The sequence below is a fragment of the Gelidibacter sp. genome (assembly GCF_039916245.1).
In the GTDB taxonomy this organism is placed as follows: Bacteria; Bacteroidota; Bacteroidia; order Flavobacteriales; family Flavobacteriaceae; genus Gelidibacter.
The window spans coordinates 17,273-38,767 of record NZ_JBDSLS010000162.1 but is presented as its reverse complement, the minus strand read 5'-3'; the positions used below and the strand labels follow the sequence as shown (position 1 = coordinate 38,767).

The 21,495-nt window shown below is 36.2% G+C and carries 18 protein-coding genes and 1 pseudogene; 13 read left to right on the top strand and 6 right to left on the bottom strand.

The window, feature by feature from the left end:
• The 8 genes and pseudogenes from ABIQ28_RS08800 to ABIQ28_RS08765 all read left to right on the top strand — a co-directional run.
• Positions 1–390: pseudogene (locus ABIQ28_RS08800) on the top strand (ABC transporter ATP-binding protein); the annotation flags it as partial.
• Positions 391–392: 2 nt separating this feature from the next.
• Complete coding sequence (locus ABIQ28_RS08795; RefSeq protein WP_348036515.1) at positions 393–3,995, top strand: M1 family aminopeptidase; 3,603 nt, start codon at positions 393–395, stop codon at positions 3,993–3,995.
• A gap of 216 nt (positions 3,996–4,211) precedes the next feature.
• On the top strand, positions 4,212–5,264 hold the full coding sequence (locus tag ABIQ28_RS08790) for an NAD(P)/FAD-dependent oxidoreductase (protein WP_348036514.1): 1,053 nt from the start codon (positions 4,212–4,214) through the stop codon (positions 5,262–5,264).
• 580 nt (positions 5,265–5,844) lie between these two features.
• Positions 5,845–6,066 (top strand): hypothetical protein, encoded by a 222-nt coding sequence (locus ABIQ28_RS08785; protein WP_348036513.1) that lies wholly within the window; start codon positions 5,845–5,847, stop codon positions 6,064–6,066.
• Positions 6,067–6,369, top strand: coding sequence for a type II toxin-antitoxin system RelE/ParE family toxin (locus ABIQ28_RS08780; protein WP_348036512.1), 303 nt, complete (start codon positions 6,067–6,069; stop codon positions 6,367–6,369).
• Positions 6,370–7,287: 918 nt separating this feature from the next.
• Positions 7,288–8,310, top strand: a complete 1,023-nt coding sequence (mgrA, locus tag ABIQ28_RS08775) for an L-glyceraldehyde 3-phosphate reductase (protein WP_348036511.1) — start codon at positions 7,288–7,290, stop codon at positions 8,308–8,310.
• A gap of 60 nt (positions 8,311–8,370) precedes the next feature.
• On the top strand, positions 8,371–9,516 hold the full coding sequence (locus tag ABIQ28_RS08770; RefSeq protein WP_348036517.1) for a GTPase: 1,146 nt from the start codon (positions 8,371–8,373) through the stop codon (positions 9,514–9,516).
• Between the two features lie 82 nt (positions 9,517–9,598).
• Positions 9,599–9,922, top strand: a complete 324-nt coding sequence (locus ABIQ28_RS08765) for a hypothetical protein (RefSeq protein WP_348036510.1) — start codon at positions 9,599–9,601, stop codon at positions 9,920–9,922.
• 360 nt (positions 9,923–10,282) lie between these two features.
• On the opposite strand, the gene ABIQ28_RS08760 is transcribed toward ABIQ28_RS08765, so the two are convergent.
• From ABIQ28_RS08760 to ABIQ28_RS08750, 3 genes are read right to left on the bottom strand one after another with little or no spacing between them, the layout of a single operon-like run.
• Positions 10,283–12,856: a carboxypeptidase-like regulatory domain-containing protein gene (locus ABIQ28_RS08760; protein ID WP_348036509.1), complete on the bottom strand. Its 2,574-nt coding sequence runs from the start codon at positions 12,854–12,856 to the stop codon at positions 10,283–10,285.
• Positions 12,816–13,730 (bottom strand): FecR family protein, encoded by a 915-nt coding sequence (locus ABIQ28_RS08755; protein ID WP_348036508.1) that lies wholly within the window; start codon positions 13,728–13,730, stop codon positions 12,816–12,818. Before ABIQ28_RS08755 ends, ABIQ28_RS08760 begins: the two co-directional genes overlap by 41 nt.
• Before the next feature lie 56 nt (positions 13,731–13,786).
• Entirely contained in the window at positions 13,787–14,308 is a 522-nt protein-coding gene (locus ABIQ28_RS08750) for a sigma-70 family RNA polymerase sigma factor (RefSeq protein WP_348036507.1), read from the bottom strand.
• A gap of 204 nt (positions 14,309–14,512) precedes the next feature.
• On the opposite strand from ABIQ28_RS08750, the gene ABIQ28_RS08745 reads away from it, so the two are divergent.
• The 5 genes from ABIQ28_RS08745 (at position 14,513) to ABIQ28_RS08725 (ending at position 18,243) form a co-directional block, all read left to right on the top strand.
• The gene (locus ABIQ28_RS08745) at positions 14,513–15,562 is read left to right on the top strand and encodes a hypothetical protein (protein ID WP_348036506.1); all 1,050 of its coding nucleotides are present in this window, start codon (positions 14,513–14,515) and stop codon (positions 15,560–15,562) included.
• Positions 15,563–15,653: 91 nt separating this feature from the next.
• Positions 15,654–16,433 carry a membrane metalloprotease gene (locus ABIQ28_RS08740; RefSeq protein WP_348036505.1) on the top strand — a complete coding sequence of 260 codons (780 nt, stop codon included), beginning with the start codon at positions 15,654–15,656 and terminating at the stop codon, positions 16,431–16,433.
• Positions 16,434–16,466: 33 nt separating this feature from the next.
• Positions 16,467–17,069: a porin family protein gene (locus ABIQ28_RS08735; RefSeq protein ID WP_348036504.1), complete on the top strand. Its 603-nt coding sequence runs from the start codon at positions 16,467–16,469 to the stop codon at positions 17,067–17,069.
• A gap of 158 nt (positions 17,070–17,227) precedes the next feature.
• Positions 17,228–17,683, top strand: coding sequence for a hypothetical protein (locus ABIQ28_RS08730; RefSeq protein ID WP_348036503.1), 456 nt, complete (start codon positions 17,228–17,230; stop codon positions 17,681–17,683).
• 320 nt (positions 17,684–18,003) lie between these two features.
• Positions 18,004–18,243 (top strand): hypothetical protein, encoded by a 240-nt coding sequence (locus tag ABIQ28_RS08725; protein ID WP_348036502.1) that lies wholly within the window; start codon positions 18,004–18,006, stop codon positions 18,241–18,243.
• A 107-nt stretch (positions 18,244–18,350) separates the two neighbouring features.
• Here the strand turns inward: ABIQ28_RS08725 and ABIQ28_RS08720 are convergent, their stop codons facing one another.
• The 3 genes from ABIQ28_RS08720 to ABIQ28_RS08710 form a co-directional block, all read right to left on the bottom strand.
• Positions 18,351–19,190 carry a universal stress protein gene (locus ABIQ28_RS08720; RefSeq protein ID WP_348036501.1) on the bottom strand — a complete coding sequence of 280 codons (840 nt, stop codon included), beginning with the start codon at positions 19,188–19,190 and terminating at the stop codon, positions 18,351–18,353.
• Between the two features lie 625 nt (positions 19,191–19,815).
• Positions 19,816–20,025, bottom strand: a complete 210-nt coding sequence (locus tag ABIQ28_RS08715) for a hypothetical protein (RefSeq protein WP_348036500.1) — start codon at positions 20,023–20,025, stop codon at positions 19,816–19,818.
• A 35-nt stretch (positions 20,026–20,060) separates the two neighbouring features.
• Positions 20,061–21,461 carry an FAD-binding protein gene (locus tag ABIQ28_RS08710; RefSeq protein ID WP_348036499.1) on the bottom strand — a complete coding sequence of 467 codons (1,401 nt, stop codon included), beginning with the start codon at positions 21,459–21,461 and terminating at the stop codon, positions 20,061–20,063.
• Positions 21,462–21,495: the final 34 nt, after the last annotated feature.

Here is a 21,495-nt window from a genome sequence, read left to right as displayed (position 1 = left end):
GGTTTAGATCCGCTAGAGCGTAATCGTTTTCATAATTTGTTGAGTGAATTGGGCGAAGATGCGGTGGTTATTTTATCCACGCATATTGTGGATGATGTCGTGAATTTATGTACCAATATGGCGGTATTCAATGATGGTGGCGTTGTGGTGCAAGGAAATCCGCAAGATTTATCAAATTCGCTCAATGGAAAAGTCTTTCGTAAACGTATCGAAAAGAACGAAATTGAACACTACCATGCGGAATATATCGTGCTTTCGACCTATTTGCGAAGTGGTCATATGAACGTCAATGTATTTAGTGAGGTGCATCCTGGGGAGGGATTTGAAATCGTGAATAATAATCTGGAGGATTTTTACTTCTACAGTATTAACCAACCTCAAACTGTATAATCATGATCGAAATTTTCTTATTTGAACTTCAATACCGTTTAAGGCGACCAGCGACCTATATCTACATTTTTTTGATGTTCATTATTCCGCTGTTATTGAGTGTTTTTGAAGATTCAGTGACTGCTCAATATACCAACAGTCCCAACGCCATTGCCGGTGTTTTGGGTGGGATGAGTGTTTTAGGTTTGTTTTTTTATGCGGCTATTATGGGCGTTGCCGTGTATCGGGATGACGAACATAAAACGGCCCAAACCTATTTTTCCTTTCCTATTTCTGAAAAGAATTACATTTTGGGACGCTTTTTTGGCAGCTTTACGATAGTTACGGTTATGAATATTGCGGCGGTTATCGGTGCAATGATTGGTTTTAGTATGGGCGCTTTTTTGGAGCGACCTGATTACGGAATCTATACGTCTTTCAGTTTTTTATCGTATTTCTTACCGTTTTTATATTTATTGACTTTCAATGCGTTTTTTATTGGCAGCTTGTTCTTTTGCTTGATGACTTTTTTCAAACGCATGTCCATCTTGTATTTAGGCGGGATTGTCATTCTGATTTTGACGACCGCTTCAGGGCAATTGTTATCTAATTTAGATACTCAATGGTTAAGTATTTACGTCGATCCATTTGGAGGGAAAGCCCACGCTTTTATCACCAAGTACTGGACGATTGACGAGTTGAATTATACGCAATTGGCATTGTCTGGAAAGTTTGCACTCAACAGATTAATGTGGTTAGGCATTGGGTTTGTAATTTTCATCTTTACCTTATTTAAATTTTCTTATAAAGGGTTTTTGACGTCATCTGCTAAGAAATCAGCCAAAGAGTCCAAAGACGCGTATGTGCCTTCTAGTTTTGTTCCGAATATTGTTCAGCAGTTTAATGCCAAAGCACAACGAGACAACCTTTGGTCGTTAAGTAAGATTGAATTTTTATCGATCGTCAAAGAAAGTGTTTTCGGCATTTTGATCGTATTAGGAATTTTGGTCGCAGGATTTGCCACTTATCAATCCAATCAAATTTACGGAACGCCATCTCTGCCCATAACTCGCTATATGGTCACTACAATTTCGGGCGGTCTCATGTTATTTTCCATCATCATTTTAGTGATTTATGCAGGGGAGGCGGTACACAGAACACGACAGAATAAAACTTTTGAGTTTTACGACGCCTTGCCGGTCAGCAATAGCACCTTGTACTTGTCAAAAATTATTTCGCTTGTTGGGGTTGCCATTGTATTGACCTTCCTCAATGTGGTTGTTGGGATGTTGTACCAGTCTTTTAATGGTTATTTCAATTATGAATTAGGCGTGTATTTGATCTATAATTTCACGTCGGTTTTCCCTGCATTCCTCACCACGGTGCTCCTGGCATTTTTCATTCATGTTTTGGTCAACAATAAATTCTTAGGTCATTTTATCGTCATTATCATTTATATCGGGTTGCCGATTCTTTCAGTGCTCGTGTTTAAAACCTCCAATCCGTTAGTGATCTTTGGCGGAACTCCTGGCGGATTTTTAAGTGATTTAAATGGTTTTGGACATTATTTATATGGACAATTTTGGTTGAATCTCTACTGGATTTTACTCACCTGTATTTTGGCCACTATAGGTATCGTTTTTTGGAATCGTGGTTTTGTGGCTTCTGGTAAAGAACGCTTGCATATTGCGAAACAACGTTTCAGTGGAAAAACGCTCGCTTTAATGCTGTTTTTAATCTTGGCATTTGTTTCGGTAGGTGGCTATAGCTACTACAATTTAAAAGTCCTGAACCAATTGGAAAATGGTACTTATAGCGAGAAACTCAATGCTGAGGCTGAAAAAAAATATGGAAAATATATTGACAAACCCCATGTTCAAATCATCGATTTAAAAGCATTCATCGATATTTTTCCTGAAGATAGAGGTGTCGTGGCGAAAGGCGAATTTAAGGTCATCAATAATTTTGAAGTGCCAATTGATACGCTTTTGCTGAACATTGGATTTCCGATTGCGGACACGAAAATCACTAAAGTGCTCTATAATGGGACGGAAATAAAACCTTTTTTAAGCGATGAAGAGTTTCGACTGTTTATCTACAAATTCCCAAACCCTTTGCAACCAGAAGAAACGGCATCATTAGTAATTGAAACCGAAGCCAAAACCCATGGATTTTCATCAGATGCTGAAACCGATATCTTGACCAATGGGACGTTTTTTAGAGATGCCATTTTCCCTTCCTTTCATTATAAACGCACCTTGGTGGACAACGGCGTCCGTAAAAAGTACGGTCTGGAAAAACTGGATTATCTTTATCCACCACGGACGGATAGTATTGCTTTAAAGAAAAACTTGTTCAATGAAGATGGCGATTATTTGAATTTTGAAGCAGTTTTAAGTACGTCGAAAGGACAAACAGCGATTGCGCCAGGAACACTGATCAAACAATGGGAAGCCAATGACCGCAGTTATTTTCAATATAAACTAGCAGAGAAAACCGATTATTTTTTCAGTTTTGTATCTGCAGCGTATGATGTAGAAAAGGATGTTTGGACAGCGCCAAGTGGGAAAAAAGTAGCCATCGAAATTTACCATTCTCCAAAGCATACCAGGAATTTGGAATATTTTATCAAAGGTGTGAAAATTGCTTTGGACTACAATTCCAAAAACTTTCTGGAATATCCACATTCGGTACTTCGCGTGATTGAATTCCCAGCGTATGCTACGTTTGCACAATCTTTTGCGACGACGATTCCATATTCTGAAGATTTTGGATTTGTGGCCGATTTCTCAAAAGCAGACAATTACAATTATGCGTTTAGAGTAACGTCTCATGAAGTGGCGCACCAATGGTGGGGACATATTGTCACACCGAGTAATACGTCTGGCGCTAATATCATATCAGAAACTTTGGCAGAATATGCGTCGTTAATGACCATGAAGCAGGAATATGGCGAAAACGGCATCAAATCCTTCTTAAAAAACTCCTTGGACAAGTATTTAAGTAGTCGAAAATTCGATTTTAAACCAGAACGCAACTTAATGGATGTGGAGACCGGTCAGCATATTTGGTACGAAAAGGGCTCGATGATTATGTATGATTTGCAAGATGTGATGGGCGAGGAAGTGGTCAATAAAGGCTTGAAAAACTTTTTGGAAGCCTTTAAATATAATCACAAAGGCTTTTATCCAACCTCCGAAGATTTGTATGAAGCCATTTATGCCGTAACGCCCGATTCCTTAAAATATAAGGTGGACGACGGTTTTAAAGAGATTGTATTGTATGAAAATAGAGTGATGAATGCCAAAACAAAAGCCTTGGCTAATGGCAAATGGGAAACCACGTTTACCGTGAATAGCAATAAAATCTACTATGATAATAAAGGAAGAGAGGAGAAGGTGGATGATAAGGACAACTTAGTTGATGTTGGTTTGTTTGGCGAAGATGTTGTAAAAGACGTCGTCGCCATTAAAAACCCGTTGTATTTTAAACTGAAATGGTTAAAACCTGGCGACAATACCTTTACCATCATAACGGATAAAAAACCTTTAAAAGCTGGGATTGATCCTTATAATAAGTTGATAGACCGTAACTCGGACGATAATTTAAAAACGGTGGAAGAGTAGCGTGGAGTAAAATTTCAATAATAAAATTCCAAATTCCATCTTGATAGGTTTTGTGATTAAACATAGAAAGTTGTTAAAGCGAGGTTTCACCTCGCTTTTCTGTTTTTGTGTATCAAACTACCTTAATCAAGAGTATAATGCGCATGGTTTTTATGGCTTTTAATAATTAAGACCCTAGTGGATAAAAATTGATTTTAACTTCATTAATTTTACAACATGATCATAATAATAGGAGCAGGCCTATCAGGGCTTTTAACGGCGTACCGTTTGAAAAACGAAGGTATTCCCTTTAAGATTTTAGAGGCGAGATCTCGTATTGGTGGAAGAATACATACCGTGTTTGGTGAAGAAAATACACCTGTTGAAATGGGCGCGACCTGGTTTCAAAATCAGCATACACAGCTTATCGCTTTGTTGGAGGAATTAGGGATAAATTACTTCGAACAATTTATTGAAGGCTCCGTATTCTATCAGCCTTCTGCGAACGCGCCCGCACAATCCATACAAATTCCAAAGCAAGATCCTAGCTACAGAATTTCTGGTGGCTCCTCCCATCTTATTAATGCCTTGTATGAGAAATTAGATCCTGATGATGTCTTGTTTGACCAAACGGTAACGGAGATTAAATTCCACGAAAATTCTGTTCAAGTCATTGCAAAAGATGTTTTTGCGGGCGACAAAATTATTTTAGCAATACCTCCAAAGCTATGGTCCAAAAGAATCCTTTTTGAGCCTCACTTGCCAAACGATTTGATGCAGATGGCGACACAAACGCACACGTGGATGGAGGATTCCATTAAAATAGCAGTAACCTATGCACAACCGTTTTGGTTACCAAAGCATCAGTCTGGAGCATTATTCAGCAATGCAGGACCGATCACTGAACTTTACGATCATTGTAATCAGGAAAGATCTAAATACGCACTCTGTGGCTTTATAAATGCTTCCTTTCAAAATCTTAATGATGAAAAAAGACGCACAAGTGTGCTTCGTCAATTAACATCTGTTTTTGGAGAACAAGCCGGTGATTTTATAGACTATAAAGAATGTGTCTGGAGCAGAGAAATAAACACTTTTGAATACTCTCATAACGAGCTTTATCCACATCAAAATAATGGCAATCCAATTTTTAGGCACTCCTTTTTTGAGGGGAAATTATTGATTTCAAGTTCTGAATCTGCTTCAGAATATCCAGGATATATGGAAGGTGCCGTTTACGCCGGGAATATAACGGCTGAAAAAATAATTGCCGGTAAAAAGGTGCAATAATACCAGAGATTCCGTTTCAAACAAAAGTTCTTAAAGGTTTGGGCGCATGGCTGAAAAAAAATAGCGCCTATATTTATGGCACAAAAGCGATGGCTATCCAGGCCCAAGAATGGGGGCGTGATGACCACGAAACCTGAGAAAATATAATTTCACTTCATCGATTATCCAAAAAACGGCAAGCTAATTATTCGGGGCTTAAATACGGCTATTAAGAGTGTGTCTCTATTTTTTGATAGCTCGATATCGTTAGAGTGCAAATCGTCTAACACAGGCTATGAAATTGATTTCGCCAATAAAATCATCAAAAATAAATACGCAACGGACCTTGTTCTGGTATATGAAGGAGAATTATCTAGCACACCCTTGCATGTGATCGGACCAAATGAAAATATAGGATTTGTATTATACACAGACAATGCTGAAAAAATACCATAAGGAATGGGTTTCATGATTTATGAAATTAATCTTGGATAAAATATGCAAGTGCATCAGGTTTAATTTATTAAAAATTAGATAAAAAGGAACTGAAGTTCAGTTATTTCGAGCTCAAATTGTTATTTTTGAGTATAAATAAAATGTTATGAATATTCAAGATGAAAAAATAAAATTGGTTAAAATGCTTTTGGATACAGAAAATCCAAAAATAATCGAATCCATTAGAAATATTTTCAAAAAAGAAAAAGTTTCTGACTTTTGGGAGGACTTATCTCCGCAACAACGCAAAGAAATTGAAAAAGCTTCTGCAGAAATAGAAAACGGAGAAATAATAGATTATGAATCTTTTATGCGAAAACACAGATAATTGAGCAGAAAAGTTGTTATTTCAAAAACTGCCGAAAAGAAATTAGAAAAACTTTTTGATTATCTCATACGGAACTGGTCTGTTACAGTTAAAAAAGAATTTGTTGAAAAATTAGATTCATCAATAGACTTAATTAAAAACCAGCCTGAAATATTCCCTGAATCTAAAAAGACAAAGGGATTAAGGAAATGTGTAATTACGAAACAAACGACCTTATATTATCGCTATAATTCCGAAAGAATTAACGTGATTACGATTTTTGATACCAGACAAAATCCGAATAAATTAGATAAAGAATTGTAAAAAAAGAAAGCCCTACAAATATATAAACGAAATAAGGGCTTGAAAGTTTATCCCACAGTCCCTATCTTTTCAGCAGTGTTTCAATAACTCCGAAAAGTAAATCCATACTTTTTATTTTTACTGTGTTTATACAAGTGGTAACTCATAATTTATTGTTAGCTCTGGGGCATTAGGATATTATCGTGGATTTAATAACGGCGTTGGAGAGCTATTGAACAGATATGTTTTATTAAAACATCAGAGCTTCTGGAAGAGGAAATCGAATATCAATTTGTAAATGATTTTCGACAATCTTGACTTTTATGAACGGGACAAACAAAATGTTTTCGAGACGGCAATTTCAATAAAATTTGTAAATCAGTTGAAAAATTGGTGTTGTCAAAAAAGACAAGCGTCATAGTAATAAAAGGTTTTGCGTCTGGCTCGCTGAATTGCAAAATGGAACTTTATTCGGGGCCAAACCGATTATCCGACATTTTGTCAACAAGCTGCAGATGCTAGCGTTGAAAAATGGATCAGTGATTTGATGGCCATGACCGTCAGTTATCTTGATAAAAAAGGAAATATATTACTGGTAGAACCCATTCCACATCCTTGAATTAGGACTTGAGTTTTTTCAGTTAAATGGTTAGGGTCGAGATTTCTATTTTCTAAAAGATCGCTAGGCGAACATCATTCTTTTAGAATATATCAAGATTAAACTACTAATTAATAAAAATTCCGTTTTTTTAAATCAGACTAAAAGTCTTTTACATTCGTGAATCCTTAGTAAATACTTTAGACCCTGTTTTTTAGCAAATGAATGATTTGTGAAAATTAGTGAAATTCGTGTCCAAACTTTTTGGAGCTAAAGCGCGCAGTTTTCATTAAATTTGAGATTCATAAAAAAGAACATTTTCAAAAAATACCACATCAGTAATGAGTAACAATCAACAATCCATCAAGAATTACGAGGCCAATCCCAATCGCTATAACGATATGTTATACCGTCGTTGTGGAAAAAGTGGCATCTTATTACCTGCCATTTCGCTTGGCTTATGGCATAATTTCGGACACGCCGATGATTTTACCAACGCACGGCAAATCATACGAACTTCTTTTGATTGTGGCATCACACATTTTGATTTGGCGAATAATTACGGACCTCCTTACGGCGCTGCCGAGGAAACTTTTGGGCGAATTTTAAAAAAGGATTTTCAATCGTATCGCGATGAACTCCTGATTTCGAGTAAAGCAGGTTGGGATATGTGGGATGGTCCTTACGGGAATTTCGGCTCCAAAAAGTATTTGATTTCAAGTCTTGATCAAAGTTTAAAAAGAATGGGACTGGAGTATGTGGATATATTTTACCACCATCGCCCAGATCCGGATACGCCGTTGGAAGAAACCATGGGCGCCTTGCATCAAATGGTGCAACAAGGCAAAGCACTTTATGTTGGTGTTTCTAGATATTCGCCAGAAATGACGCGTCAGGCTAGCGAGATTTTGGCGAAAATGGGCACCAAATTATTAATTCATCAACCGCGTTATAATATGATGGATCGCAATCCGGAAGATGGCTTATTAAATGAACTTGAAACACAAGGTTTAGGCGCCATAGCCTTTTCGCCTTTGGAGCAAGGGATATTATCGGATAAATACCTTAAGGGAATTCCAGAAGATTCACGCGCCTTAAAAGATAAACGCTATCTCAAAGTAGAACATCTTACGAAAGAAAAACTGGAGACCGTTAAGCAATTGAACGTTATGGCGACTAACAGAGGACAAAGTTTGGCGCAAATGGCTATCGCGTGGCTTTTAAAAGACGATCGCATCACTTCGGTATTAGTGGGTGTGAGTAGACCAGAACAAATCCTGGATAACGTCAAGTCGATTGAGAATTTAAGTTTTTCAAAAGCAGAATTGACTGCGATTGATGAGATCTTAAATTCGTCATATTAAAACGATTGCCGTATGCAATTCCCATCCGAATAGTTTGTAGTAAATTTGCAGTCTATATAAATCTTAAGCAAGACCGTTATAAATACCATTCGAAAAATGAGTAAAAACGAAGAAATTTCAAATCTCGAGAAAAAACTTAAAGCTGATCTTGATAAGTTTGAAACGGCAAAAATAAAATGTGGTATTATTGGTAGAAGTGGCGTAGGAAAATCCTCGCTCATCAATGCCATTGTGGGAGAGCATATTGCTGAAGTTGGCGAAGTGGAAACCACGATGGAAGTCGGCAAACCCATTGCCCATAGAGGTTTGAACTTTTATGATTTGCCAGGATGTTCGACCATCAATTTTCCGAAGGAACGGTATTTGGAGGAATTTCAGATCAGTAATTTTGATTGTGTCATTTTAGTAACCTCCGATCGGTTTTACGAGGATGACTTGTATTTAATTGATGAACTTCTGAAAATCAAAATGCCCGTTTTTGCGGTTCGAACTAAAATCGATTTTTCAATTGATAGAGCATTAAGAAGGAATATATCCGAAGAAGAAACTTATACGACCATTCTGAATAATCTAAAAGACAATCTTAAAGGCTATCGCCTGAACGGTATTTATTTAACCTCGGCCGATTATCCGCAAGAATACGATTTAAGCCAGCTTTTGGACGATATCTATTCGAGCTTAGGAAAGATAAAACAACAGCGCTTCGTCGCAGATATCAATATTACCAGCCAAAAAATCTTAGCAAAAAAAAAAGAACTCGCAAATAAGATAGTAGGGATTCATGCGGGCTTATCGGCAGTTAATGGTATCAATCCTATTCCAGGATTGGATATTGGCGTCGATATTTCGCTTTTAACGCGAATGGGATTTCATGTCCGTGATATTTACTGTTTAGGTGAGGCACAGCAGGATTTTATTTCTGCACTCATCGATAAAAAGAATGCCAAAGTATTGGCCGCCAAAGCCGTTCAGTTTGGCACAAAATATTTGGGAAAAGAAGCCGTTATTCTACTTCTGAAAAAAGCAGGAGCAGGGATTGCGGTAAAATCGGCTTCAAAATATTTCCCCTTTGTGGGCATGGCGATTTCATCGACCGTTGGGTTTTTCCTGACCTCCTCCATAGGTAAGGATATGATAAAGGATGCCGAAGCAATTGCCACCGAGAATTACAATGCTCTGAAATCAATTAAAATCAATCGACAATAACAAACCAAACAAATTAAAAGATCAGGCGTTTTACCTGACTGAAATAGGTTTATCTTGCGCGATATTAAAATCACAAAAAATTATGAGTAATAGATTATATACCACCAATGAGATTCAAGAGAAAATCTCGACTGTGGCCAAAGGATTATCCGATTCTGATTTAGATAAATTATGTAAAAAGGATCATTCAAAATCAACGTTTGATGTCAGTTATCCTCTTTTTTTAAGAGTGCCAGCGCATTTTACGCCAGCTGAAAAAGCAGAAGTCTTGAAAGACGCAAAAGGAGTTGTTCGATATACTTGGGAATATGAATTTGAGCGCAACGGATTTATCTATGCCATGAGTACGCAGTGGTATGCAAGAAATGATGAGTATGTACAGCGTTGGCTGAGCAAATTTGAATAATTTATAAGAGCGTTTGCAATCCTATAAAATTTAAATCTAAAAATGGTGTACAGAAAAGGTACACCATTTTTTTTTGACTGTTATACAACGATATTTTAATCTTGGAAGATTATTTGGAGTAAACGCTATCGTTCAATACGTGGGATGATCACAAAGGGAATTTGGGAATGAAATCCCATTTTATTTATAACAGGCTCTTTGGTTACTAACAGGTCTATTTTTGATTCATTTGCTATTTTGAATGGCATGGACAGATTTTACAGAATAAAAGCAACTAAACAAACTAAGAGATTGATCTTAAATATACTTTGAAATTCTCAACAGAACAGAATGATGCAAGTTCATAAGCTTCAGCAGACTTTAAAATTTAATTCTTAAACTGAGATTGGGGGTTAATCCCAGTGATTTATGATCGGTTTTAAGAGTCGTGTTTGAATTTTCAGGATTTACTTTGAAATATCTGTTAATCGTATTTTCTTGGTTTGTTACGTTTAAAACGCCAGCCCTGACCATGCCTTGTATGCCTTTTGAAAATTTAAAATCATAATTTAAAGAAACATCCAACCTCATAAAATCATCAAGATTCTCCTTGTTGGGCGAATCATAGTTTACTCTATAATTATTTCCATCCCTTACGGTTTCCTTTCCTTGAAGGGGCTTTGTGTACGGACTTCCCGTTCGCCAGATGCCGCCAAGTGAGACTTCAAGATTGTCTAAGATATTTAAATTGAATGCCGTCGAGAATGAATGCCGTACGTCTACATTATGTGGAAATTCTGAGGGGGAAAAATTCTCAAAATTATAGGTATTTGTACTGTAAGTATAACTCAACCAAGTGCTATAATTGATGCCAGTTTTATTGATTAAAAACTCTACGCCTTTAGCAGTGTAACCTCCGGTAGCATTGATAAATTGAAAATTATTATAGAAGCCCTGATTGGAAGTGGTAATACCATCAACCTGCTTATAGAAGCCTTCAATATCTACCAACCAATTATTTTTATGATACTCAAAACCAAAGGATCCCTGTTTACTTTCTGAAATAGGAATTGTCGAATTATCCGCTAAAATCCACCTTCTTTTTTCTATCCCCAAAAAATTATATTCAAAGTCAATGTTCTGATTAACGGATTGGTTTTTAAATTCGCCCTGCAGTTTCAATGCTAATTGATCGATTAATTTCTGTCTAAAATTTAACCGAGGTTCAATAATAAATTTGTTGAATTTTTGAAAGTAATTACCTCTGACCCCCAAACGCAGGTAAGTGGTTTTGTTTTTATACTCCACCTCGCTAAAAAGTGCATGGTTTAACAGTACATCTTTCTGAATGGATACATAGGATGGTGCATTTACCGTAGTTCCATTTAAAACGCCTATTTCGCTAAACTGATAACCATTTAAGAAATTTATGTTTTTAGAAAATTTATACTTGGTCTTAAACTTTAACCCTGTTTCCAATACCTCATTGTCTTGGGTAAGATGTTGATCGGTTTCTATTTTATAATCAATGGCATCTACATTATATTGTGAATAAAATGTCGATACATTTGAGCTGAATTTACGATTCCAAATGGCATCCCAACTGGCTCCAAGCCCAATGTTTTCTTGATTTAAAAAGCTGGTTTTAGAGGTGCTTTGTCCAGAATTAGCTTGGTAGTCTTCTATATATTCCAAATGATTGCTGATACCAATTAGATTGGCTCTGAACTTATGGTTTTCGTTGAGGTCAAAAAGTAGTTTTGCTGTATAATCATAAAAATAGAAATCTGATTTTTGGTTGTTCTCACCAACCTTGCCGCTATTGGCAGAGATTTCACTATCCTGGAAACTACGTTCATAATAATTGTCATAGGTAGGAGAGTTGAAGACATCTGTAAAAGAACGTCGGCCAGAAACATGGAAAGCTAATTTTTTACTTATTGGAACCTCTACAAACGCATCTGCATGAATTGAATTCGCACCAAAACCACCCGAAAATTCAGAATTGATATCGTTTTTGGTAGACATGTTGATGGTGCTGGAAACACCATCACTAAACTCACTTGAGGTACCATTTTTGGTAACCACCACTTTATTGGTCAAATAGGGATTGTAAGCAGAGATGAGTCCGAAAAAATGGCCAGAATGGTACATTTTAATATCGTCCCAAAGAATCAAGTTTTGATCATTGGTACAGCCACGTACATTGATGTTTGCGATGCTCTCATTGATACTTTCCACCCCAGGTAATGCTTGAATGGACTGTAGAATATCTGGCTCAGTAAGTCCTGGAAGAATGCCGAATTTTTCTGCATTTAAAATGGTGCTCCCATCAATTGACTTTTGTAAACCGGTAGTTAAAAATTTAGAAATCAAAATTTGATTAAGCGCTTGATTCTGTTCTTCCATGACTATGGTGATGCAGTCATTTCCAGTCGATCTTAAATCTTTTGCGCTAAAAACTTGAGGCGTAAACCCTAAATAAGAAACGGATAGCATTGCATTAATGGGAAGGTCATCCATTCGAAATTTACCTTGGGCATCTGTAATGGTGCCTTTGGAGGCGTTTAGAAGGGATAAGGTAGCTCCGAACAAGGGTTGATTGTCATTTTCGGCAACTACAAATCCGCAAATGGAGATCGTTTTGTCTAGCGTTGAAACGGTGATATACCGCTCATCTAAAAACTTAAAATTTAATAAGGTTTTTTCGTTTAACTCTTTTATGATTTCAGATAATGGGGCTGAGGGATGTGGTTTGGCGACCCTCACATTTTGAATATCATTTACTGAATATGAGAATTTAACATCAAACTTATTTTCAAGTATTTCTAGTAATTGCACTAACGGTAGTTGTTCCTGTGCTTGCACTCCAAATGACAAAAAGCCACAAAAGAGGAATAAAATAACACGATTTTTAGTTGGACCCATGGTTGTAAAATTCCACTTTTTTGCCATCAATTTTAAAACTTAATTTTAAAGGAATTGTTACAGATTGTAAGGCAATGTTTTTATCTGAATGAGTAAAGGTACCTGAAAATAGTTGTGTGTTATCCACGCTTGATGCGTTGATAGAGATGTCATATTGCACTTCCAGTTCTTTAATAACTTGCCATAAGGGCACTTTGTCAAAACTAGACTCACGGGCCAACCAAGATGGGTTTTTAAGATTGAAATTCTCTATAATCCCAACTTGTCCACGGATCACTCTTATGGATTTTCCTGGAGTCAAAATGACGTCTTTTGATTGTGTACTGACCCTAACTGAGCCTTCGTAACAATGTACTTCAAAATAATCTGGACGTTGTTTGACGTTAAACTGAGTACCTAACACTTCAATAGTACCTTCCTCTGTATTTACGGTAAATTTATTTCCTTTGGTTACCTTAAAAAACGCCTCCCCCTCTAAATTTAAATTACGTGTTTTTTTCCACTCCTTTTTGTTAAAGGATATTTTGGATTTTGCATTTAAAATAACCTCAGAATTATCGGGTAATGTTAAAGTTTCAGTTTGTGCAATTGCAGTGGAAAAAGAAGAGGTCGTATTGAAAAACAAAAAATAGGAACTTGATAACAGGACCACTAAAACAGCCGCAATTCTTAAGAAATTTTTAAAGTTTAATGGAATTACTTTAGGAGTTTCCTTTTTGAGGTTTCTAGCCTTAAATGTATCCAATGCTTTTTGGGCATCTAATGTAGGCACCTGGATTTGCTTTGAATAAAAGGCCGCTTTTTCTAAAGTTGAAAAATCCTCACCAGGATATTTGTTCTGTAACTCTTGAAAGGATAACTCTCCTTCAAACCATTTTAATATGTCGTTTTCTTTATCCATTTTAAATGCTTTTCACTTATAAGACACTTTAATTTATAATTACCCTACTTAAAAACTTAGAAGTTTACCTGATCTATTTTTTCTCTTATGATTTTTAGGGCAGCAGACATGCGTTTTTCGACAGTTTTTTGTGATATATCGAGTAGTTCAGCTATTTCTCTGTATTTTTTATCTTCTATTCTATTCAACAAAAATACTTCACGTTGCTCAGGACTTAAATCTTCAATGGCTAGGCGTAATTTTTCTTTGAACTCTTCTTCTTCCATTAAATATTCTGGGTTTAAATTTGTTTGATCTCTGTAAGGTGAAGCTTTGGCATAAGCCATCACCACCTTTTGATGTCGCACGAGATTTAAAAAAAGATTATTAATGGTCGTAAATAAATAGGTCTTGGCCTTAGCTGGATCTATTTTAGAGCAATTCTCCCAAATTTTTTGAAAAGCATCTTGTACATAATCTAATGAAGCATCACGATCTCCACCCTTGTAATAGGCAAAATTGCTAGCCGATTGGAGGTGTTCTAAATAAAAAGAATTAAAATGGACTTCTTCACAGAGTTTATGTTTGGGACTACTCATACGACGTTTCGTTTTTAAGATAGGCAAAAATAAGGTAAAAAAACTTATTACTTAAAGTGTTGTTTTACAGTGTTTAAGGTGTGAAGATGAAAATTATTACAAAAATCCGTAGGGTAAATCTATCGTCAAGAGTCTTACTTATAGAAAGGCGTTAAATCGCTTACAAACATTAAATAAAAAAGTGTAACCAAAAAAATGTAAATTATGAAAACCTTCAAATCTTTAATCGCAATCCTAGGACTATCCTTTATAAGTCTAACCTCATGTCAAGATGAAATAGATGTCAATAATAGTGAGAATCCAAATACCAATTCCTCAACTTCTGCTACGGCAAATAAATTAGAGCGTTCAGCAATGTATGATGGTAGTTTTGATGATTTTTTAGACGGGATGTCATGTTCCTCCATCTTATTACCAGTAACTGCAACAATTAATGATACAAAGGTCACCCTTATAAGTCAAGCAGATTATCAACTTGTTTTAAATATTTTAGGACGTTTTACGAATGACGACGATAGGATCCGATTTCAATTCCCATTAAGAGTTAAGATGAGCAATTATAATGAGGTTACGGTGGCGAACCAAATAGAATATGATGCTTTAATGAACGCTTGTAAAAAAGCAGAAGATCAAGCACAAGCTGCCATCAACTGTTTGGAAATTGAAATGCCAATAACTATTTTAACCTATGATTTAAAGGCAGAACAGACAGGTAGTGTAGTTATTGATTCAAAACAACAGCTATATACGTACATGAACAATTTTGATGATAAGTCTCTGTTTGCAATAAAATATCCAATAAAAGCAATAGTTAAAGGAGAAGGCAGTACAAAGGTTGAAATTACTAGTGATTTGGATTTCCAATCTTATATTTCGGAATGTACAGCCACAGAAGTAGAAAAGGATAAAGCTAAGCAGGATGCCAAAAAGCTTGAAACAATTTTAGTCAATGGTAAGTTTAAGGTGAACTCCTTTATAATTGCAGGAGCGAATACGGCAAATAACTATGCAAATTACACCATTGATTTTGCAAATGATTTAACCTTAACCGCTAAGCATACAGTAAACTCAACTGTTCAAGGTACTTACGCAGTAGCATCAGAAGTGGACGTCTTTTTAGACATAAAATTCTCCGGTAATGCAGCCTTTGAACTGCTTAATGAGTCTTGGAAAGTTAAGAGCTATTCGCAATCATCAATTTCATTGCAAAGCAAAACAAATGCCGCAATTACCCTAGTATTATCACAAATCTAATATTAGAACGGTATTTGTAACTAATGTTATGTAAAAAAAACAGCTGTCATTTTAAGGCAGCTGTTTTTAAAATAATTTAAAAAAAACATAAATGAAGTACAAACAATTATTACTTGTGTTAGGAATTATCATCTGCGGCGCTTGCTCAAAAGCCGATGATTTAATCAATGTAGAAAATAGTGTCAATCAGGCGGCAAATAGAAAAGCCACAGGTAGCTCTGCCAATGATCTTCTATCGGACGTTACGTTTACCAATATGATTATAGAAGTGGTCTATGTTGAAGGTTTTGAGCCTTCTCAAACTTCCATAATTAATTTGAAATCATTTTTAGAACAGCGTGTCCACAAACCTGGCGGCATTATCATCGAAAAACGTGCAATTCCTTCACCAAATCAAACAAAGTATAGTATTCAGGATATTTCTGAAATAGAGAAAAAGCATCGAAAACATTATAATACCAAAAATAGAATTGCAGTATGGGCCTACTTTTCTGACGGGAAATCTGACAAAGATTCTGAAGCAGCTGAAACCGTTGTTCTGGGCACAGCATATTGGAATACTTCCTTTGTGATTTTCCAGGAAACCATATCAAACTTCACAAATAGTCCTTTCAAGCCCAGTCGATCTTTGCTTGAAACTACAGTTTTGACCCATGAATTTGGACATATTTTGGGGCTAACCAATTTAGGAAGTCCAATGCAAGTTAATCATGAAGATGACACACATTCAAAACATTGTGAAGAAGAAAATTGTTTGATGTATTGGAAGTCCTCTTCGGGGGCAGGTATTTTCAATATGGTGAACAAGAGTACTGCACCAAAATTTGATGCCAATTGTATAGCTGATTTGAGAACTAATGGCGGCAAATAAAATTTATAAACCAAATAATTTAAATCATTTAAAATGAAAACACTTTATATCACATTAATCCTCGCGCTAAGTCTTGCATTTCAAGGGGGCGCCCAAGAAAATATTTCATTGGATAAATCAAACGCCTCTAACGCCGGGTTGAAATTAGGCTATAATTTGGCCGCTGTAAGTTTTGATGATGTATCAGAAACGGGGCAGCGCCATGGTTTTTTTGTAGGATTTTATGGAGAATCCTTTGTATCTGGTGCTGTTGCCATTCAGATTGAATTGATGTATTCCCAACAAGGGTATGAGCTCAAGGATAATGGCGGCACATTTACCCAAAAATTGGATTATTTGAACCTTCCTTTGATGCTGAAAATTTATCCTGTAAGTCATTTCTTTTTAGAGGCAGGCCCTCAAGTAGGTTTGGCGATTTCCCATAAAGAAGAGTTTGATAGCAATTTCGGGCTCTTTGATACCTCACAGGAGTTTGATCCACAAAGGTTTGATTGGGGATTTAATTTTGGAACAGGATTTAAATCTGATTCAGGAATAAGTTTAGGTGTAAGATATCATTTAGGAATGGGGAGTATCTATGATGAAGGAAGCCCTAAAAACCGCGTATGGCAATTTGCATTAGGGATTGATTTTTAGTGATTTAAATAGTGGTTTTCATCATGATCGTTGTTCCGGTGTCATCCAATATTTACGTTAATTTTAATTTTTTATTGAATTGTCGTAGGGTAAAACCTTTTAGTCGTGTCTTATTATTGAAAGCAATTATAAACTATAAATTTTAAAACATCAAAATCATGAAGACCTTAAAAATTTCAGCGCTATTAGTTATTTTCAGTATATCAAATGCCATCACTGCGCAAACTATAGAATCGTCCAATGAAGCCCATATTGATAACCGTTCTTACTATGAAAAAAGAGCCGCAGAAGACGCGAAATTTGAATTAGAATTTAGTGCAAAGACTAAAGCTGAAGAAGAGAAGTTTTGGAAAGAGCAAAATGCTTATGAAAAAGAACTAAAGCGAAAAAACAAAAAGGCCTATAAGGCTTATATTAGAAACAAGAAACAGGCATATGCAGCACATTATGAGCGTTGCAACCAGCACTGTCACCATAGTGATGATTTCTATTACCATGCTTCGTTTTACCACTACCATTACAAAGGCTATTATTACGATAGACAACCAAGACATACGACAACCTCTACTAGAGTTATTGTAAACACACCAAGTGTACGTTTAGGTATATTTTAAGGTAGATTTGATATCCTGTTACAACGCCTACTAACTCAAGCTTTTTAAGCGCTCCTGAATAAATGATGGTGGTGCTGCACATCTTACGAGATGAGAAAAAGCAAAGTCAGTAGGCGTTTTATATCGTGTGATCAGACATGAACTTATTTTAGAGTAAGTTAGCAATAATCATGAAGAGGCATGAAACCATAACGACCTTTACGCCATAGAGGTACAGTGCGAGGTGGTCACTTCAACACTCGAACAGGCCATTATAACCGTGGAAGGCTTGTTCCTGAACGCAGGTGCTGGGTTTGACTCAAAAGATTTCAGAAACTCTTATGAGAAAAAAGAAATCAAGGCCAATGTGTGTTTCAACAAGCGCAATGGGAATAATGGTAGGGACGAATATTTTGACCAAGAAATATATAAAAAAAGGATATGCAATTGAACGGACAAACGCTTGGATGGACAGCTATCGCTCACTACTAAATAGATTTGATACAACCAATGCAAGTTGGTTTCAACTAAATATCATTTATGGTAATATTCCTAAAGAAAATGATAAACAAAAAGTTTAAATGACCTAAGTTTAAATCTAAAAATGGTGTGCAGAAAAGGTACACCATTTTTTTTTTGACTGTTATAAAACGATATTTTAATCTTGGAAGATTATTTGGAGTAAACGCTATCGTTCAATACGTGGGATGACCACAAATGGAATTTGGGAATGAAATCCCATTTTATTTATAACAGGCTCTTTGGTTAATTTCTCAATAAAACTATGCTCATAATTAATCATGGTTAGAATATTAATCTTGTTTTCCTTGATGAAATCCTTGATGGCTTGCGCTTTTTTGGCATAATCTGATTTCCAATAAAAAGTATGTGGATCATTTTTTAAATACTCTTTTAGGATATCAAAATTATTGCGTTGTGTATCGGTCAGTTTATCCATGCCGTTAATATGAAGGATGTTAATGGCAGAATGATATAAAGCGGCTAATTTTTTTATGGCCAATAATTCTTCGCCATAAAGTCTATTAAAATCCGTTGGAAAGCCCAGTTGATTCGGAGTTTCAAATTCGTAATTATCAGGCACTAACATGACGGGACAAAGTTTAACCTTATTGATCACGGATACAGAATTACTTCCCCAAAGAAATTCTTTAGCACCTGTCGCACCTTTTGTTCCCATCACTAACAGGTCTATCTTTTGTTTTCCGACGGCATATATAATAGAATCTATCAATGAATCGGTAGTGAAAATGGTTTTAAACTCATGCTCACTATTGGTGCTTTCCCTTATAGCGCGCTCTTTCAGGGCAGCTAGCTGCGCTCTGGAAGTGTCCATCAGTTTATCGATATAATCTGGGGTAATATAGGTTCGGGATCCTGTATTTACAAAAGTCCAAGCGTGTAAAAAGTAAAACGTACAAGGCTTATTGTTATATAGTTTTAAGGCATAAAGAACAGCGCTCCATGCGTTTTCTGAAAAATCTGTAGGTAATAAAATATGATGTCTCATGTGGTTTTGATTTGATTGTTTGGAATAAATAATAGGGCTTTCCTTATAAAAGTAAAATTAAGGATTTACGGTTAGGCATAAAATGACTTTTATCAGATTGTGAAGATAGCTTTTAAATATGTCAGTTATTAGTGGTCTATTCAAGGGTTGTTTTCGAAGCTAAAGGTGCAACAATGGACGACGAAGAAATTGCTGTTAAAGATTATTATGCACAATATGAATGAAATACAGAGCGATTGCTTTGATATAAGTTCATTGAAAAAGTGAATAAAGATGATATGTCAACCGTGAATTTCGAGAAAAATTTTGACGGTGGTCCATGGCTTATCCGATGCCGATTTTGATGAATTAAGCCAAAATCTTCAAAAAACAAGGCTTATAGTAACATAAACCTTTTTATTTAGTATGATAAAATCAAATTTTGGTCCAATGATATCCATTAATTAATTTTGAGTTATACAATACATTAACTCATACATGGAATGACAAGAAATGGAATTTTGGATTGGAAGCCTAACTGATATCAGCTTGAGTTTTTGCTCTTAGAATATAGAATAATAATGGAAAAGTGTAAATAATAGTATCATTTCTTACCAAACCATTCACTTTATAACATCTCGCTGCGCTATGCATAGGATTGGTCCAACCCAAGTTGAAAAGGCCAGCTTCCATTTGGTTTTAGCACTTCCGATTTATAAGAATTGTCAAGCCTTAAATGCCATTTTCCAGATAAATAAGTGCTGTAGTTATTGGCCTTCAATATCTCGGCAATAGGAGGAATATTGGGCGACAGCTGACCATGATAACCTTTTCGGTGTTCATCAACTGCAGTCATCCCGTTGAGCAGGACTAATTCGTTAAGTTCAATATTTAATTTGGCAGGATGTTTTGATTCACACTGAAAAAATTATGAGGATCATAGACTTTTTTTATTTCAGACAAACGTTTATAGTTATGCTTATAGCTTGCTTCGATGCGCGCTTGGCCTTCATCCATCATAAAATTGGAATAGGCACCTCCTGAAGAATATGGATGTAAGGCTTTCCAATAGTCTTTACACCATGTCGTGATTTGAGTTTTATTTGCAGAATCTGGATCAACCCCTACAATTACTCCAGCATAGTTTGCATCTCGATAGGCCCATGCGGTTTCATCTTTTTTAACTCTGGATGCAGCGCCGTTGATGGGATATAGATGCATTTGGGATAGTAACGTTGGTATTTTATAGCCAAACGTTAAATGCTGTTTTCTTAATTCTGCGCCTAATTCATTAAAAAAATCGGCACGCCAATACCATTGCAAACCTGGAGGATAAAGTCCGTCAAACAATGTTTGCATGGCTGGGTAAGGCATTTCTCCCAGATTTTCAAATAAGGGATTCATTGCCAAAATGGGCGCAAACACTTCTTTTACATGGTTTAAATTTCCAGAATAACACCATACGATACCGCAGAATTTTTTGAAATGTAAATGCTCTGGAAATGGAGGGCCAGGGATAATTAAGGTTGCGAAGAATCCATTTAATTCGTCCGGAGCCTTTTGGAGGAAATCATGATACCATGCCATGATTTCTTCGGTTTTTTCAATAGGCCATAACATTGGCCCTCCATACACGCTTGTTAGTGGATGCGCTTGAAATTTAAACGAAGTCACAATTCCAAAATTGCCACCACCACCTCGAATGGCCCAAAACAAATCAGTGTTCTGCTTCGCATTTACAGTGACCATAGAGCCGTCTGCCAAAACCATTTCAGCTTCCAGCAGGTTATCGATCGTGAGTCCATGTTTTCGAGCCAAATAACCTACACCACCGCCAAGTGTAAGACCACCAACGCCGGTTGTAGAAATAATACCAGAAGGAATAGCCAAGCCAAAGCTATGAGTAACCTGATCAACTTCCCTCCAAATATTGCCGCCACCAACTTTCACGGTATTATCAGCGGTATTGACCTTGACAAATTTTATTCCTGAAAGGTCAATGACCAAACCATCGTCGCATAATCCCAAGCCACCTCCGTTATGTCCGCCGCCTCTAATGGCCACTAATAAGTTGTTTTCTCTTGCAAAATTGATGGCTGCCGTAACCTCCGAAGCCTCTTTACATATCGCAAACATTCCTGGATGTTTGTCTATCATTGCGTTGAATACCTTTCGAGTTTCATCAAAAATCACATCGTTCGGCAATACTATTTTTCCTCTAAAGTCTGCAGCGAATTTTTTGATGATGGCAGGATTGAGGTCTTTTACAGAATTTGTTTTTGAAGCCGTCATTTTGATAGGTTTTAAATGGTAACTAAATCAATGT